The 17,848-nt window shown below is 54.6% G+C and carries 10 protein-coding genes; 9 read left to right on the forward strand and 1 reads right to left on the reverse strand.

What is annotated here, in order from left to right; genetic code table 11:
• Positions 1–55: 55 nt before the first annotated feature.
• Both ISP19_RS03365 and ISP19_RS03370 read left to right on the forward strand, forming a co-directional pair.
• Complete coding sequence (locus ISP19_RS03365) at positions 56–1,012, forward strand: DUF932 domain-containing protein (protein ID WP_204679854.1); 957 nt, start codon at positions 56–58, stop codon at positions 1,010–1,012.
• Positions 1,013–1,023: 11 nt separating this feature from the next.
• Positions 1,024–1,476: a hypothetical protein gene (locus ISP19_RS03370; RefSeq protein ID WP_204679856.1), complete on the forward strand. Its 453-nt coding sequence runs from the start codon at positions 1,024–1,026 to the stop codon at positions 1,474–1,476.
• A gap of 186 nt (positions 1,477–1,662) precedes the next feature.
• Here the strand turns inward: ISP19_RS03370 and ISP19_RS03375 are convergent, their stop codons facing one another.
• Entirely contained in the window at positions 1,663–2,853 is a 1,191-nt protein-coding gene (locus ISP19_RS03375) for a DUF3987 domain-containing protein (protein WP_204679858.1), read from the reverse strand.
• Between the two features lie 663 nt (positions 2,854–3,516).
• Here ISP19_RS03375 and ISP19_RS03380 point away from each other — a divergent pair.
• From ISP19_RS03380 to ISP19_RS03410, 7 genes are all read left to right on the forward strand, one after another.
• Positions 3,517–3,759 (forward strand): helix-turn-helix transcriptional regulator, encoded by a 243-nt coding sequence (locus tag ISP19_RS03380; protein WP_204679860.1) that lies wholly within the window; start codon positions 3,517–3,519, stop codon positions 3,757–3,759.
• Positions 3,760–3,983: 224 nt separating this feature from the next.
• A complete protein-coding gene (locus ISP19_RS03385) occupies positions 3,984–5,288 on the forward strand; it encodes a YagK/YfjJ domain-containing protein (protein WP_204679862.1) in 1,305 nt (434 codons plus the stop codon).
• 235 nt (positions 5,289–5,523) lie between these two features.
• Positions 5,524–8,406: an SNF2-related protein gene (locus tag ISP19_RS03390; RefSeq protein ID WP_239556446.1), complete on the forward strand. Its 2,883-nt coding sequence runs from the start codon at positions 5,524–5,526 to the stop codon at positions 8,404–8,406.
• On the forward strand, positions 8,403–11,489 hold the full coding sequence (locus tag ISP19_RS03395) for a TrlF family AAA-like ATPase (RefSeq protein ID WP_204679864.1): 3,087 nt from the start codon (positions 8,403–8,405) through the stop codon (positions 11,487–11,489). The genes ISP19_RS03390 and ISP19_RS03395 overlap by 4 nt, the downstream gene beginning before the upstream one ends.
• 1 nt (position 11,490) lies before the next feature.
• Positions 11,491–13,290, forward strand: coding sequence for an AIPR family protein (locus ISP19_RS03400; RefSeq protein ID WP_204679866.1), 1,800 nt, complete (start codon positions 11,491–11,493; stop codon positions 13,288–13,290).
• 11 nt (positions 13,291–13,301) lie between these two features.
• Positions 13,302–15,008 carry a site-specific DNA-methyltransferase gene (locus ISP19_RS03405; RefSeq protein WP_204679868.1) on the forward strand — a complete coding sequence of 569 codons (1,707 nt, stop codon included), beginning with the start codon at positions 13,302–13,304 and terminating at the stop codon, positions 15,006–15,008.
• A 106-nt stretch (positions 15,009–15,114) separates the two neighbouring features.
• Positions 15,115–17,835: a DEAD/DEAH box helicase family protein gene (locus ISP19_RS03410; RefSeq protein ID WP_204679870.1), complete on the forward strand. Its 2,721-nt coding sequence runs from the start codon at positions 15,115–15,117 to the stop codon at positions 17,833–17,835.
• The last annotated feature ends 13 nt before the right edge of the window (positions 17,836–17,848 follow it).

Consider the following 17,848-nt stretch of genomic DNA (forward strand, 5'->3'; position numbering starts at 1 on the left):
CCCGGCCTCAACCGGGCGCTTGGCGTTTATGCCGTCTACTTTTGAGGAAACAAACATGCACCTGGTCGAAACGATGGCCTATGCCGGCGAGCAGCCGTGGCATGGTCTTGGTAAGAAGCTGGAAGCCCAGCAGTCGATTGATGTCTGGAAGGTCAACGCCGGTATGGACTGGCAGATCGAAGAATCCGAAGTCCGCTACATCAGCGGCAAAAACAACGTCTGCGTCGTCAACGTCTTTCCAGAGCAGAAGGTGTTATACCGCTCCGATACCAAGGCACCGCTGGCGGTGGTCAGCAAGCGCTTCCAGGTTGTCCAGCCGGGCGAGATCCTGGAGTTCTACCGCGACCTTACGGCCTGTAACGGTTTCGAGCTGGAAACCGCTGGCGTGCTGCGCGAAGGGCGCAAGTTCTGGGCGCTGGCGCGCACCGGACAGAGCACCACGCTGAAGGGTCGGGACAAGGTCGATGGTTACTTGCTGTTGGCCACCGCCTGCGACGGCACGCTGGCAACGACAGCGCAGTTCACCAGTGTCCGCGTGGTGTGCAATAACACGCTGCAAATCGCCCTGGGTCAGACCAACGGTGCCATCAAGGTACCGCATCGCAGTGCCTTCGATCCCGATGCAGTCAAGCGCCAGCTTGGCATCACGGTATCGTCGTGGGATGGCTTTGTCGCGCGCATGAAGGCACTGGTCGATCGCCCGGTCGATCCCGATTCCGTAGAGGGATTGTTGCGTCGCGTCCTTACCTACCCAGGACAGAATTCCCAGTCTGCGGTGGTCAACGAACAAGCCGTCGCTACGGTGCGTGCGCTGTATGAAGGTGGCGGCCTGGGTGCCTTGATGGCCTCCAGTCGCGGTACGGCGTGGGGTCTCCTCAACAGCGTGACCGAGTTCGTGGATCAGCACCGTCGCGCGCGCAGCCATGATCACCGCCGCGATGCCGCCTGGTTTGGCCAGGGCGCGCTGATCAAGCAGCGTGCGTGGGACGAGCTGATGAAGCTGGTCGCCTGAAGGAGGGTGCCATGGGTCTGGATATGTATCTGGAAGCACGGTTCTATCTGCCTCCCTACGACGAAACCCTGGCGCCGATCCGCGCGGCGATTGGTAAGGCCATCGGCTATGTCCCGCCAGCGGAGAAGCCTGATAACGATCCAACCCTGCTGGAAGTCACCGGCGTGTCGGTGCGCGTCGGTTACTGGCGGAAGTTCGATCCGTTGCACCAGTGGTTCGTCAACAACGTACAGGGAGGGCACGACGACTGCCGGCCTTCCTTCGTTTCTTCGGAAGTTCTGACCGAACTGGAAGATCAGCTCGATCAGATCGATGACGATCCGCAGAGCGCCAGCGAGCATTTCATCATTGAGGACGACAGCACGCTGGATGAAACCGATGTCGATTACACGATAAAAGTGCTCGTCCACGCCAAACACCTGCAAGAACGCGGTTGGGACATCTACTACCGTGCCAGTTCGTAGAAGTCTTACACACTTTGCGGAGCAAGTTGGAGTTCATGGTGTCGTATACCGATAGGGCCCAGAAAAGGGCGAGGCGCTTTCGTGCCTCGCCCATGTTGGCTCAGGTTTTTCTTTGCCTCGCGGGCTTAGATTGGGCATCCGTGCACCCAGATGGGCAGCAGCGTACTCACTTGGCCTGTGTGCCTTTTACCAGCTTGGCGGCATCAGCAGCTCAGGACCAGTATGGAACGTATGCTGAGGCCGGGCTGGAAGAATACGGATCATGCCGTTGTCTTCGTCACCAACAAGTTCGACGTGACCTTCATCAACTAGCCACAAAAGCGTTTTAAGGAATCGCTCCTTGTTGAAACCCATTCGATGTGCAACATCTTGCTGGCAAACCCACTGGTTTATGGTTGGTCGGCTACACGCAGCGATGGAGCTCAGCATGAACTGCATGTCTTCGTGCAAGCGTTTCTGGTGATGGAGTAGTTTCGGCGGCTTGGACTGTTCCAGCTTCACCGGCTTCGGCGGCGGTTGCATGGCAAGTACGAAGACCTGGCGGTACTGCGTCAATGACCAGTACACAAATGCCCAGGCACGATCGATCATGTCGTAAGAAATGGGTCCCTCACCCGCGCACACGACTTGAAAATTGCTCGCCAGACGCAGCGTATTTTCAGCAGCACGGCCGGCAGCGTCCTGAATGTCGTGGAACTGGCCAAGCATCTGCCCTTTCACCCAATCCGCGATGTGTCGCAGATGGGCATGGGCGCCGGTATCCATGGTCAGAACCTTGCGTGTCGGTTCTTCCGATTGTTCCGAATCATTGGTCGTGGACAGCAGCGCGTGCAGGCGATTCATCAACGTCCGGTAATCCGAGATGTCCGACGGAACCGGCTGCCACGGCGTTACTGGGAAACGCTCAGGATCACAGTTAAACGTCAGGAAGCGTCCCCAAAACCCCAGGCTACGACTACGGCCCTTGTCGCGCTTCAATTCGGGATACAGGACATCGGGCTGGATGCGCAGGCCAATCGTCAGGCAGGCCTCAGACGCGCTTTTCTGTCTGTTGTGGCGCCCCCGTTTCATGCTCCTCGGGCCGCTCCAGGCGCGGGGCAGTTCGCTGATGAAATCGGGCTTCGTCAATCCACTGCGCAAGAACGAATAGGCATCCTCCATTTGGATGGATGCGCTTTTCCCGTGGCCATCTAGCTCGGCCATCAAGGCGCTTGGGCTGACATCCTGCAGCAGCAAGTCGTCGATGGTCATGTCATTTACCGGTGAGGTGGATTGACCGACTTCAATCTCAATAGCTGCTTGGAAAAACTTCCGGTACGACTCCCCCTTTCCACTGGCCGTTGGGGTGATCGACAACGTGTTCACCGAAAGCGGCATCAGACTTCCATTGAGTCCCTGGACCTTAAATAGGCGCTGCGTCAGCGTGGCGCTAACGGCAATGATGTCAGCTAGTACGATTTCGGGCCGAGCTTCGACACACTGGCATACGTGGTTGAGTGTGCCCAAAAGCAGTGGTGGAAGGCGTTCAAGAGGACAGCGCAAGTAGGTTGGGTGATACACGCGTCCTCCTAGAAATTGGACATTGAGGAGGGCAAGGTAGGGCGCTCTTCTCGGTCGAGTGGCGGGATTTTGGTTTCGTAGATGAGCATGGTGATGCTCCGTGATTGAGGGAGCAGCTATATACAACTCGAAGCTCCCCCACCGTGAACATTCCCGGGAATGTTCCGACCTCTCCGAATTAACAGAGAGGCGAAGCCATCGCTCTTTGCGCCCTGATTTTGGATCGTGTGGACAGCAATGGACACTGTCGAGTTACCCCGTAGACCATTTTTGACGCTGGAATGGTGGCAAGCATCGGACGGAAGGCTCGCATGCTGAATGCCTGCCGATAAGTACCACAGCGGGTGCGCAGACAGCCCGAGCAAGTCGGACGCTAGAACCCGGAAAGTTCGCAACTTTCCCAGGAAACAATGCAACCGCTTTGGTTCTTGGGCATCGTGCGCTCCCCGCCACGTTGTTGTGGCTCATTGAGAGAACGCTATGTACATCCAACCCTCTGACCAGCCGGACCCCGCCCATCAGGGCGGTCCCTTTCCAGCCCACCTCCCCCATGAGGTTTACTGCATCAAGGAGGTGACGCGAATCGTCAAGGCGGGCCGTTCGACCATCTATCTCTGGATGAAGAACGGCGCGTTTCCGAAGCCACGCAAATTGAGCGCGCGCATGGTTCGCTGGCGCGCGGAAGATGTTTTCCGCTGGCTGGCCGAGCGCGAGATGGCCTAAGCGGCGTGGACTATCTCGCGCTAACTAGACAAGACATGCCGGCGTGCTTATGTCGAGAAATCACGATAGGTGATCCACGCAAATATCCAGCAACACCGAGCATGTGCTTTTTGCCAAATTCCGGATTTATATCTAATGATCTTATTAGATAGTCATTTGGATCTATCTCAACCTGACGGACAAATACACCGAAAGGAGATGTTCTAGACGAACAGGGAGCAACCATGAATCAACTAACGCCCACACCCGAAACGATTGACTCCTCTTCTGATGTGGGCAGCAGCTACTTGGGCCATTCCATTATCGACATCCATCGCCGCGAGGTGGATCATGCATTCGTATCGGAGAGACTCTGCCTTACTGATGCGCTGAGTGGTCTGCTTAGTGATGGCACTGATGACCACAATCTATTGATTTTCATGCCGGTCCTGAAGCGTTTGTACGAATGCATTACTTCATGCGACTCACCGCCAGTTGAGTTGGTGAAGCACAAGCGTGACGCGACTCACAAGTACAAGCAGCCAACCTACAAGTTGACGAAAGTTGGCACGGAGGTTCTGCTTGCATGCAGAGCTTTTTCCTCCCAAGTGGAACGTGGGTGGGACTGGCAAAAAGCTTGCGCTGGCCGAAAGTTCCATCCGATCATCGAAGTGACGCTGCACGCTGTCCTGCACTGGCAGAATGCGATTTGCGAATGGCAACACCAAGCCCCTTTCGTAGTTCAGTTCAAGGAGGAGCAGGAGGCTGTAGATGCCTTACACCGACTTGTGAACCATGTCCGCAGGGAAAGCCGTTCACAAGCGTTCCGGAACGCACTACACGATCTCGATCGAAAGGCCACTGACAATTTTCGCAGCGCGTGCGATTTGGTCGCCAAGCTGTTCGCGCTACACGCACGTCTGTTGGTACTGCGCATTGATTTGTACATTCGACTGAATGCGAAGGTTTGGGGATATACCGAGGGGGCGCGCAAAGCGTTGGGCGCTTATCTGCGCGACTTGCGCGAAGGGCGCATCGTGCCGGGCTATCTCAAGTTCCTCATCAAAGAGGAAGACGCCATCCGGCGCGGCAAGCACTTCCATCTGATGGTATTTCTGGACGGCCACCAGCACCGGCACACTTACCACCTGACCAAGCTACTGGGGGAGGCCTGGAAGAAGCGCGTGGGGCTGGACAAGGGCGCCTACTTCAATTGTTACGCGCGGAAGCACTCTTACCGCTACAACGGACTAGGCCTAGTGCATGTCAGTGACAAGGAGAAACTGATCGGGCTGCGCATTGCGCTGTGGTACATGACCAAGCGAGACACGATCCTGCCGATGGTCGCTGCCAAACATCGCAGCTTCTGGGGCAGCACGAAGAGTGCAGGCGATAGCAAGCGCGGTGCGCCACGCAAGGATGGTGATGGCATGGAGCTGGTCAAACGCATGCTGGGAGGAAAGCGCAGTGTGTATCCGAAGGGATTCGAGCCGCCCAAGAGATCGGTGGCACGCCCTGTGGTGACCGAATCGCTGGCCGCTGATGCGTAAGGGACAACGGGCTGGGATTCGAGTCGGCCGAACAGGGCTTTCCCCTCCCCCTTGGACGCCTGCCGGTTACGAGGTAGATGATTGATTAGAAAGGGTATTGGTGCGCTCGAACGACGTCGCAGGGATCTGAGATCGGCGTGGCTACACTGGGTTGCCTTCGACAAGAGAATTCTAGTGACCTCCCCCACTAGAATTCCTTCAGGAACCTTAACGCCTCGCCTGGGCCAGCCACCTGATGACGCCACCGATACTGACCCCCCATCAAAGCCAGTACTTCGCTTGGTTGCTGACTCGCCGGGCCGCCGGCGACACCGTGGAGTCGCTCGCATCCACCCTTGTGGACTCGCAGGTGGACTTGAACCCCCATCAAGTGGATGCCGCGCTGTTCGCCTGCCGAAACCCGCTGTCGCGTGGGGTGATCCTTGCCGATGAAGTGGGCTTGGGCAAAACCATCGAAGCAGGACTCGTCATCAGTCAGCGCTGGGCCGAACGCCGTCGCAAGATACTCATCATCGTTCCGGCCAACCTGCGGAAGCAGTGGCATCAGGAATTGCAGGACAAGTTCACCCTGCAGGGTCTGATTCTGGAAGCCAAGAACTACAACGCCCTCCGCAAGCAAGGGTTACAGAACCCGTTCCAGTCTGCCTCCGGCCCGGTGATCTGTTCCTACCAGTTCGCTAAAGCCAAGGCTCAAGACGTCAAAGACATCACTTGGGACCTGGTGGTGCTGGACGAAGCCCACCGCCTGCGCAACGTGTACAAGACCAGCAACGTCATCGCCAAGACGCTGAAGGACGCTTTGGCGGATGTGTCGTCCAAGGTACTGCTGACGGCCACGCCGCTGCAGAACTCGTTGCTCGAACTGTACGGGCTGGTCAGCATCATCGACGACCGGGTGTTTGGCGATCTGGACAGCTTTCGTACCCAGTTCACGACACAGAGCCGGGAGCAGGCATTCGCTGATCTGCGCCATCGGCTTGCCGCAGTCAGCAAGCGCACTTTGCGCAGGCAGGTACAACCCTATGTGTCCTACACCGCGCGCAAGGCGATCGTCCAGGAGTTCACACCATCCAGCGAAGAACAGGAGCTGTCGCGCCTCGTAGCCGAGTACCTGCGACGCCCAAACCTAAAGGCCCTGCCTGAAGGCCAACGCAAGCTAATTTCGCTGGTGCTATGGAAACTGCTGGCGTCCAGTAGCCATGCCATCGCGGGCGCGTTAGAAACGATGGCAATGCGCCTACAGAGCGTACTGGATCAAGCCCCTGTCATCGACCTGACCGAGGAGCTAGACGAGGACTACGAAGCTCTCGATGAACTCGCTGACGAAAGCGGCGACGATGAGTCCGAGAAAGAAGGCTTGATGTCCGTCGCACTATCCGTTGAGGAACGCGATGCTTTCTCTGCGGAAATTGGAGAGCTGCAGCAGTTCAAGCACTTGGCCACCAACATTCGAGACGACGCTAAGGGCAACGCGCTATTGACAGCGCTGGATAAGGCTTTTGCCGAACTAGAGCGGCTGGGTGCTGCGAAGAAGGCCATCATCTTTACCGAGTCCAGACGCACGCAAGATTATCTGTTGCGTCTATTGTCCAGCACGCCTTATGGCGATGGCATCGTACTCTTCAATGGCACCAACAGCGACACCGGTGCAAAAGCCACTTATATGGACTGGCTGAAGCGGCACGAAGGCACCGACCGTATCACGGGCTCCAAAACGGCTGACACGCGTGCTGCGCTGGTCGAGCATTTCAAGGAGCGTGGCAAGGTGATGATCGCAACCGAAGCCGGTGCGGAAGGCATCAACCTCCAGTTCTGCTCGCTGGTCATCAACTACGATTTACCCTGGAATCCGCAGCGCATTGAGCAGCGCATCGGTCGCTGCCATCGTTACGGACAGAAGCATGACGTGGTCGTTGTGAACTTCGTTGATCGCAGCAATGAAGCCGATGCCCGTGTGTACGAACTGCTGGCGCAGAAATTCCGGTTGTTCGAGGGCGTGTTCGGGGCCAGCGACGAAGTGCTGGGCGCGATTGGCTCCGGCGTGGATTTCGAGCGCCGCATCGCTGATATCTACCAGAACTGCCGCAACCCGGATCAGATAAAGTCCAGCTTCGAGCAACTTCAGCTTGATCTATCTGGCGAGATCAACGAGGCGATGGTTCGGACACGACAGGTATTGCTGGAAAACTTCGACGAACAAGTTCAGGAAAAGTTGCGCATCAGCGACGAAGACAGCAAAAACGCCCGCAGTCGTTTCGAACGGATGCTGATGGAGTTGAGTCGTGCGGAACTTTATGAATTCGCCAGCTTCGATGACGACGGTTTCAGCCTGCATAACCTGCCCGATGGCATTTCTTCGTCAGGCATCAGTCTGGGACGCTACGAACTGCCTCGCCGTACGGGCGAGGCTCACCTATACCGCATTGGCCATCCACTGGCATTGTGGATTGCCGAGCAGGCTAAAGGTCGCACGTTAGAAGGTGCTCGCCTTACGTTCGATTACGAAGCCTATGGCAAGAAGATCGCCACGCTGGAGCCGTATCGCGGCAAGACCGGATGGCTCACGGTCAAACTGTTGTCCGTGGCCGCCTTGGGGGACAAAGAAGAGCATCTGTTAGTGGCAGCCAGCACTGCTGGCGGCGAGGCGCTAGCAGAAGAAGACCCTGAAAAGCTGTTGCGCCTGCCTGCGACGCACCGAGCAGCGGGTCTTTTCTATAGTGGCGACACGTTGCTGGCTGACGCGGAAACTCGCAAGACGGAGCTGCTACGCCAGATCAACGAGCGTAACCTTGGATACTTCGAGCAAGAAGTTCAAAAGCTGGATGCCTGGGCAGACGACCTGAAGTTCGGTCTTGAGCAGCAGATCAAGGAAATCGACCGTCAAATAAAGGAAGTGCGCGGCACGGCTGCCACTGCGCCAACGCTGGAAGAAAAACTCTCTTGGCAAAAGAAGCAGCGTGATCTGGAGGCCAGACGCAGCAAGCTTCGCCGCGACTTGTTCATACGCCAGGATGAGGTGGAGGAACAGCGTAATAAGCTGATCGGCGAGTTGGAGGATCAGCTCAAGCAGCGGGTTGAAGAGAAAACCTTGTTTACCGTCGAGTGGGAGTTGAAATGATGGCTAACAGAGAGCGTTTACGCGGCTCGCTCTGGAATCAGTGGGACCTGCATGTACACACCCCTGCGTCATTCCATTGGACAGGAAAAAAGTTCGATGGTGATCTGTCGTCTGACCAAAACAAGAAATTGGTAGATGAAATGATCGAGGCTATGAACAAGGCAGAGCCTGCTGTCTTTGCCATTATGGATTATTGGACATTTGATGGATGGTTCGCACTTAAGCGGCGGCTCGCTGAACAGGGCGCTCCTAAACTTGCAAAGAAGGTGTTTCCGGGTATCGAACTTCGCCTTTCCGCTCCCACGGAAAAGAGACTGAATGCACATGTGATCTTTTCAGATGAAATTCCGGATCAGCACCTTAAGGATTTCCTGACTGATTTAAAAATTGAGCGAACCGATCGCTCAGTTTCTAAAGATGCACTTATTGCTCTGGCCAGAGCGACCGCACCTGACATGCTCGTAAAGAAGGGACATAAAAAGGATGTCGTGGACGCGGATGATGCAGATGCGCTCTTGGCGGGATACAAGTTGGCCGAAATAAAAGCAGATAGCTACAAAAATGCGATCTCAAAGGTTTCTAATGGACTGGCGATTGGGTTCATGCCATATGACACGAGTGACGGCCTGCATGAAGTGAAGTGGGAGGATCATTACTCCTACTTCCTGAACCTCCTTGAGTCATCGCCAATTTTTGAGTCCAGGAATTTGGAATTGAGATCTGCCTTTCTTTGTGAAGAAACAGAGAAAAATAAAAATTGGATTAGCAATTTCAAGCACGGATTGAAGAGTATTCCGCGACTTGTAGTGTCGGGTAGCGATGCGCACTGTTTTGTCGGCATACCCGGTGACAACAACAAGCGGGGATACGGAGATTTCCCGTCCGGAAAGAAAACCTGGATCAAGGCTGATCCATCGTTTCTCGGACTTCGGCAGGCGATTCTTGAGCCGGCGAAACGCTCTTTCATCGGTGACAAGCCACCCAAGTTGCAGGAAGTCGAGTCCAACAAGGTCTATTACATCGACACTTTGGAAATCACTAAGACTGGCAACAAGCCGGGCATCGGAAAATGGCTTGACGGCTGCGACATCTCTTTGAATCCGGATCTGGTTGCCATCATTGGCAACAAGGGGAGCGGCAAGAGTGCGCTGGCGGATGTCATTGCAACACTGGGGAATTCCAAGCAATCGAAGCACTTCAGTTTTCTAAGGCGCGATCGCTTCTTGGGAAAGGCTGGCGAGCCAGCGCGCCACTTTACCGGAACACTGACTTGGCGAGACGAGAGTACTGAGGCACGACTGCTTAGCGAGCTTCCCGCAGAAGAGAGGGCGGAACTTGTACGGTATATCCCACAAGGCTACTTCGAAGAGCTTTGCAATGAGCATGTATCCGGCAAGTCAAACGCATTCGAGAAAGAACTTCGCGCAGTGATCTTTTCGCACACGAGCGAAGAAATGCGGTTGGGTGCGCTTGACTTCGACCAGCTGACGGAACAGCAGGAGCAGTCACTCAGAAATAGACTGGGTGAATATCGGAAGGAATTGGCATCCACCAATGCTTCGATTGTCCGAATTGAAGAGCAACTTCAACCGATCGAGCTGGAGAAACTGACTGACTTACTTCTGGTGAAGGCCAAGCAAATCGAAGAACATGAAAAGCTAAGGCCAGCGGAGGTTGCCACACCCACAGATGCGTTAGGTCCGGAACAAAAGCAAGCAGCAGAGGGGCTGACTACAACAAATCAGCAAATTGAGGCTGCCAAAAAGCGTTCGCAGGAACTCGTAACGGTAGGCACTGGGCTTGCGAGGCAGCAGAAGGCCATAGCAAACATCCGTGAGCAGCTGAGGCTCATCCAGCGTGCGTTTGCGCAAGCGCAGGAAAATGTTTCCGATGACCTCAAGCTGCTTGGGGTCGCATGGTCCGATCTTGCTGCTATTGACATCAAGATCAGCATCCTTGACGAGAAGTCATTGGAAATCGCCGGAAAACAGGGCGGATTGAGGGATGAGGCCGATAAGATTGCTGGAGAATTGAAGGGATATACCGAAGCGCAGCAAGGATTCACAGCAAAGTTGAATGCTCCTCAGCAGCAGTTTGAGGCGTACCAGCGTCAGCTTGCGGAATGGGATAGGAAGCTGGTTGAGTTGAGAGGCTCACCTACCGAACCCGAGACCAAGATTGGCTTGGAAACGCGCATTGAGCAAATCAAGGTGCTTCCTGAGCAGCGCAAGGATTTGGAAGAAAAGCGCCTGAGGCTGTCAGGCGAGATTTTCGACACGCTCGATGCTCAACGGAAGGCGCGAGAAGAGCTATTCAGGCCGGTGCAGGACTTGATCCAAAAGAACAGCTTGATACGCGAAGATTATAGATTGCAGTTCCAAGCGACGCTTGCAGCTTCTTCCGAAGCCATCGCGGATCAGTTGTTCGCTTTGATAAAGCAAACCTGGGGTGAATTTCGCGGCCAGGATGAGGCGCTTTCAACGATAAGGAAGCTATTCGATAACCACGACCTAAATTCCAAGGAGGGGGCATTGGCGTTTGTGGCAGCCTTGCAGGAAAAGGTTGTAGAAGCGGCCATCGCTTCAGGGACAATTGTCGGCATCTTCAATTTGGTAAAGAAAGGGCAGTCGCCGGCATCGGTGTATGACCTCATTTTCGGCCTGAACTTCCTTGAGCCGAGGTATTCGCTGTTGTTCCAAGACACGCAGATCGAGCAACTCTCACCTGGCCAGCGAGGCGCGTTGCTGCTGATTTTTTACCTGCTCGTAGATAAGGGTAGAACGCCGATCATCCTCGATCAGCCGGAAGAGAACTTGGATAACGAAACCGTTTTTCGGTTGCTTGTTCCAGTTCTGTCCGAGGCCAAGAAACAACGGCAGATCATCATGGTCACACACAATCCTAACTTGGCGGTTGTGTGCGATGCCGAGCAGATCATTTACGCCAAGTTCGATCGTGCTGCGAATTCGACGATCAGTTACGAGTCCGGTGCAATCGAAAATTCAGATCTGAATGGCATTGTCGTAACAGTTCTGGAAGGTACGAAGCCGGCATTCGACAATCGCTCTGGGAAATATCACTGATATGCCTGCTCTTGAACCACAGTACATGGCGATATTAAAGAAAGTACTTGCTGAGCGGTTCGTGCCTTCTTTGCCTCCGCTTCTGGATACAACAAAGCCCGCAGCAGAGCAGCAGGCTAAGCAGCTCTCGCGTGCCTTCAGCGCCTTTGCTCTACACAAGCTACTCGACATCGCACCGACTGACGCCGCCATGTCCGTCGTAGATGATTTCAACGATAAAGGACTGGATGCGATTCACTACCACTCGCAGACGGAAACGCTGTATCTCGTACAGACCAAGTTGAAGGAGTCCGAGCAGTTCAAGCAGGAAGATGCCCAATCGTTTTGCACAGGTATTCGCTTGTTGCTAAAACAGGACTTCGCGGGATTCAACGAGAATATTCAAAACCGAAAAGCGGAGATCGAAAATGCGCTTGACGGGTGCAGTCACATCAAACTGATCATTCCTTATACGGGTAACGGTATATCTCAGTCTGCCATTGATGCGTTGCAAGTGTTGCTGGACGACGGCGGCTTGGACGAGGAGCGCCTCGACAAACAAGTGGGATACTACGCTGCGGCCGACATCGTGCGCGACCTTCTTGCGGAACAAGCTTACCAGCCAGTCAATGCTGACATTTTCTTGTTGAAAAACGAAAAGGTCGAAGTACCAAAGACCACCTATTTCGGTATAGCCAAACTGGCGGACTTGGTGGGGCTGCATAACGTGCATGGCAAAGCCCTGTACGAACGGAATATCCGTTACTTCCTCGGCACTCGGTCCGAGGTCAACAGAGCTATCAAAATCACTTTGCAGGACGATCCTTCCAGTTTCTTCTATCTAAACAATGGCGTGACCGCTGTCTGCGATGCAATCAAACAGAAGGGTAGGAATTCAATATCTGGGTATAAGAGGTTCGAAGTGCGAGGCCTGTCCATCATCAACGGCGCGCAAACCGTTGCTTCGGCAGCTGAGGTTGCTGCATCTAGCCCTCCCGTGGACATCAGCGAAGCCAAGGTGATGCTCACCATAATTAAGGCGCGGACTGACAGCCAGTTTGGCAAGCGCGTAACTAAAGCTCGCAACCATCAAAACCCGGTGCAGGCCGCCAACTTCGCTTCGCTTGACGAGAATCAAGAACGCCTTCGTCAGGAGATCAGCCACCTTGACTTTACCTACCATTACAGGCCTGAAGCGAGTGCCGCCTCTGGAACCAACCCGATCATGCTAGATGAGGCTATTCGCGCTCAGGCACTTCAACAAAAAGACCCCCGCTACCCGGCATGGGTAAAAGGGGAATTTACCCGCCTCTCCAATTCCGATGGAGCAGAGTATCAAGCGTTGTTCACAGCCTCGCTGACTGGCTACGCTTTGATCAACGGCGTTCTTTGCTATCGCGTCATTCGTGATTTCGTCACTAGCTATGACAAGGGTGCACCCTCTGGTAGCCAAGAACGCCTGATCTATCGGCACGGAAGCAACGTCATTGCATCCGTTATGATGAAACGGCTGCGCCAGCGCCTAGGCAAGGCGGAAATTGTCGATGGTGCTGCCATCAATGTATTAATCGGGCCGCACCTTGACCAGCTAAGGCAAGAAGCTGCCAATCTTGGCCATGCATTGCTTGGAGCATCCGGGCCACTGGCCTTTTTCAGGAATCAGGGCGATGTTGCTTCCTTCCTGGCTTCCTTGATGGAAACACATTACGGATTGGCTGCCGATCCGACCGTGATTCAACTACGAGGCATTACGAATCCAGCGGATGCTTATCCGCGAAAGGGCTTGATCGACTATTTGTCTGATCGCGCTCCGCAACTTTGAGAGCAATTGGAATGAGCAAACAAAAACTCGAACTCACCTGGATAGGCAAGGAAAGGCGCCCCAAGCTGGAGCCGCGCATCCTACTGGAAGATACTGCACTGTCGTATCACGCAAAGCATAGGGTGAGTGAGAACGACCTGTTCGACAACCGGCTTATTTTCGGGGACAACCTACTGGCGCTAAAGGCACTGGAGGCGGAATTTGCTGGGAAAGTGAAGTGCGTATTCATCGACCCTCCGTACAACACGGGCAGCGCGTTCAGGCATTACGACGACGGGCTAGAACATTCCATTTGGTTGGGTTTGATGCGTGATCGGCTGGAGATCATCCGGCGGCTTCTCGCGGATGATGGATCGCTGTGGATCACAATTGACGACAATGAGGCGCACTATCTGAAAGTGTTGTGTGACGAGGTTTTTGGTCGCGGCTGTTTCGTTACGGCATTTATCTGGAAAAAAGTGGATAGCCCGAACGATAACAAAGTTCCAATCACACCAGATCACGAATACTTGCTGTGCTTTACAAAATCTATCGGCGCTCGCCCGTTTAGGCAGAAGTACGATGATTCAATATTGGCGGCATATCGCAAGCCCGATGCTGAATCCGACAGACCATATCGTGATCGACTTTTGAAAAAGAACGGCAAGAACAGTCTTCGCTCTGATCGCCCATCAATGTTCTTTCCGCTGGTTGCGCCGGATGGAACAACGGTGTTGCCTATTCATGATGATGGCCGTGAGGCGCGATGGGCAATGGGAAAGGCAGCTGTTGACGAGTTGATTGCGAAAAACGAGTTGATTTGGAAGAAACGAGAAGCCGGATGGGTTCCTTACACGCGCGAATTTGCACCAGATAGTCCCGCACGGCCTTATCCGACGATTTGGAATGACCTCGATACAACACGACAGACAAAGGCGCACCAAAAGACGCTGTTCGGAGAAGACGTTTTCGACACCCCGAAACCGGAAGATATGTTGAAGAGGGTTTTAGACATGTCCACCAACCCTGGAGACATCGTTCTCGACTCCTTCGCTGGTTCCGGCACGACTGGTGCGGTCGCGCACAAAATGGGCCGCCGCTGGATCATGGTGGAACTGCGCGAACACATCCAAACACACATCATTCCACGTCTGGAGAAAGTCATTGATGGCAAGGACAAGGGAGGCATCACGGAAAGCGTGGACTGGCGAGGTGGCGGCGGTTTCCGCTACTACAAGCTCGCACCAAGCCTCATTGTCAATGACCGTTGGGGTAATCCGATCATCAATCCCGAATACAACGCTACGCAATTGACTGAAGCACTGGCCAAGCTGGAAGGCTTTGCCTATGCACCATCGGAAATTCACTGGTGGCAGCATGGATATTCTAGCGAGCGTGATTTCATTTACGTCACCACGCAGAACCTTTCTGGAGAGCAGCTACAGGCACTTGCCGAAGAAGTGGGCAAGGAACAAAGCCTGCTGGTGTGCTGCTTCGCCTTCCACGGCGTGACGGCAACGAAGGCAGCGGAACGATGGCCGAACCTGACGTTGAAGAAGATGCCGAAGATGGTGCTCGCCCGCTGCGAATGGGGGCACGACGATTACAGTCTGAACGTGGCAAACCTGCCCATCGCCGAGCCTGATCCTACGCCGGTTGTCCAGGCTGCTGCGGCTGCCAAGAAGGGCCGCAAGGCAGCGCCCGTGTCGGATTTGTTCGGCAATGGAGAAGGCACGTGATTGCGAAGAAAGCCGAAAGGGATTTCGATGCAGCGATTGTGCAGCTCGCAACGCTGGTTCAAAAACGCGGAAGGGCTTTGCCAAAGAAGAAACCGGGGGATGAGAAGTGAGTTCTCGCGTACTGCACCACGTCACGGGCCGCCTTTCCCTGCGCCCGCCACAAGCCGAATCGCTCCGCCGTCTGCAAATGGCGCTGGATACTGCACCGGAAATGCTCGATCACGAACGTGATGTTGGCGCGATTCTGTCCACGCTGAAGGCGCAATATGTCACCCTGGAAGACTTCGAGCGCGAGTTTCCTTCGCTGTGCTTCGCGCTTGCTACCGGTGTTGGCAAGACGCGCCTGATGGGTGCGTTCATTGCTTATCTGCATCTGGCGCACGGCATCAATAATTTCTTCGTGCTGGCCCCGAACCTGACCATCTACGACAAGCTCATCACTGACTTCACCCCGAACGCACCGAAGTATGTATTCAGGGGCGTAGGCGAATTCGCCATTAATGCGCCTCGTGTCATCACGGGCGACAACTACGACCAACAGAACATCGCGGGCGGCGAATTATTCGGTGAAATTCGCATCAATATCTTCAACATCTCCAAGATTAATTCCGAAGTGCGTGGCGGCAAGGAGCCACGCATTAAGCGGATGCGAGAGGTACTTGGCGACAGCTATTTTAACCATCTGGCAAATCTTTCCGATCTGGTGCTATTGATGGATGAATCGCATCGCTATCGCGCCAGCGCGGGCGTGCGCGCTGTCAACGAGCTGAAGCCGCTTTTCGGGCTGGAGCTGACCGCCACACCATTCGTCGAATCTGGCAAAGGGCTGCTGCCGTTCAAGAATGTGGTGATGGATTACCCTCTGGCTCGGGCGATGGAAGACGGCTTCGTCAAGGAGCCTGCTGTCGTCACCCAGCGTAATTTTGACGCCAAGTCGCATACTTCGGAGGAAGTCGAGAAGATCAAGCTGGAAGACGGCGTCCGCCTGCACGAAAACACGAAGGTAGAATTGCTGACCTACGCCCGAGAAAACGGCGTAAAACCAGTCAAACCCTTCATGCTGGTGATCGCACGTGACACTACACATGCCGGCCAATTGCTGTCCTTGCTGGAGTCGGGTGCGTTCTACGACGGCCGTTACAAGGGCAAGGTAATCCAAGTCGATTCCAGCCGTTCAGGTGCGGAGGAAGAAGAAATGATTACCCGTCTGCTGGCTGTCGAAAGCGCGGACGAACCGACAGAGATCGTTATTCACGTCAACATGCTCAAGGAAGGCTGGGACGTGACGAACCTTTACACCATCGTTCCGCTGCGCGCTGCCAATGCGCGCACGCTGATTGAGCAAAGCATCGGTCGAGGTCTGCGACTTCCCTATGGTAAGCGCACGGGCGTAGCCATCGTAGATCGGCTGAATATCGTGGCTCACGACAAGTTTCAGGAAATCATCGACGAAGCCAACCGTGGTGATTCGCCGATCCGCTTGAAGCAGATCATCCTAGATGCTCCCAGCGCTGATGATAAAAAGGAAAGCGTGCAGATCGTGTCTGAAGTGGAGGCAAGACTTGGATTGGCGGGTGTTCCGGTTGTCAACCTATCGCCTGCTACGACTAGTGGCACGACAGCTTCCGCGTTAGCGCCTTCGCCAATACCTATATTCACCACTGACGCGGAGAAGCAAGCTGCTCGTACGGTGCTAGAAGTCATTAATAAGCTGGAAATCAATCGTGAGCAAGTTCCTACTAGCAACGCATTGCTCAAGCCGGAGGTGCAGGCCGTCATTGCAGCGAAAGTCGCTGAACTGCTGAGGCCAATGCAAGGCGGTTTGTTGGCGTCTGATTCATTGCTTGATTTGTCTGTCGTGGTTGCGAGGACCACGGAAGTCGTGGTGCAACAAACCATCGACATTCCGCGCATCGCTGTGGTGCCGAGGGGGGAGGTCACGACAGGCTTCCGTCCGTTCACGCTTGATGTGAGCCAGCTCCACCTGCAACCGGGTGAGCGTGAAATCGTCGGTCAGACGCTTCGCACTAATGAACAATTCGTCCTGGCAGCCGAGATTGGCCTCAAGGAGCAGCGACCCGAGGACTACATCGTCCATGCGCTGCTGGATTTCGACGATATTGACTACACCACCCATTCCGACCTTCTTTACGACTTGGCGGGTCAGATGGTTCAACACCTGCACAACTACCTGTCGGAAGCAGAAGCCATTAACGTACTGGACCGAGATCGACGCTTGATCGCGCGCGCGATCCACGCGCAGATGATGGCGCATTTCTGGGAAGAGGCCACCGACTACGACGTGCAGGTCAGTCGCGGATTTACCGAACTCAAGCCCTGTAACTACACGACTACAGCGGGCCAGGAACCTCGCAGCTATCGCGATACCGTGGAGGATCTCGGCCGTATCAGGCAAATGTTGTTCGGCGGCTTCAAAAAATGTCTGTACCCAATTCAGAAATTCGATTCGGATTCAGAACGTCGCTTCGCTGTCATTCTTGAACGTGATGCGCAGAAGTGGTTCAAACCCGCCAAGGGGCAGTTCCAGTTGTACTACAAGCTGGGCATCGAGCAGCCAGAGTACGTTCCTGACTTCGTGGTGGAAACCGACATGCTCATCTTGATGGTGGAGACCAAGAAGAAGGACGACATGCAAACTGCTGAGGTTCAGGCAAAGGCAGATGCGGCGGCACGATGGTGCAACATGGCATCCGACCATGCTGCGACTGTTAGCGGCAAGCCCTGGAAGTATCTGCTAATCCCGCATGACGAGATAATCGAGAATAGGACATTGACGGATTACCTACGATTTGAGCGTAAGCCTTAAAAGCGATAGAGGC

Source organism: Dyella flava (genome assembly GCF_016904955.1).
GTDB lineage: Bacteria > Pseudomonadota > Gammaproteobacteria > Xanthomonadales > Rhodanobacteraceae > Dyella_B > Dyella_B flava.

Bases quoted from the DNA above. Each gene is read 5' to 3' on its own strand.
- ISP19_RS03365 (WP_204679854.1), top strand. From the start codon at position 56: ATGCACCTGGTCGAAACGATGGCCTATGCCGGCGAGCAGCCGTGGCAT.
- ISP19_RS03370 (WP_204679856.1), top strand. From the start codon at position 1,024: ATGGGTCTGGATATGTATCTGGAAGCACGGTTCTATCTGCCTCCCTAC.
- ISP19_RS03375 (WP_204679858.1), bottom strand. From the start codon at position 2,853: ATGCCGCTTTCGGTGAACACGTTGTCGATCACCCCAACGGCCAGTGGA.
- ISP19_RS03380 (WP_204679860.1), top strand. From the start codon at position 3,517: ATGTACATCCAACCCTCTGACCAGCCGGACCCCGCCCATCAGGGCGGT.
- ISP19_RS03385 (WP_204679862.1), top strand. From the start codon at position 3,984: ATGAATCAACTAACGCCCACACCCGAAACGATTGACTCCTCTTCTGAT.
- ISP19_RS03390 (WP_239556446.1), top strand. From the start codon at position 5,524: ATGACGCCACCGATACTGACCCCCCATCAAAGCCAGTACTTCGCTTGG.
- ISP19_RS03395 (WP_204679864.1), top strand. From the start codon at position 8,403: ATGATGGCTAACAGAGAGCGTTTACGCGGCTCGCTCTGGAATCAGTGG.
- ISP19_RS03400 (WP_204679866.1), top strand. From the start codon at position 11,491: ATGCCTGCTCTTGAACCACAGTACATGGCGATATTAAAGAAAGTACTT.
- ISP19_RS03405 (WP_204679868.1), top strand. From the start codon at position 13,302: ATGAGCAAACAAAAACTCGAACTCACCTGGATAGGCAAGGAAAGGCGC.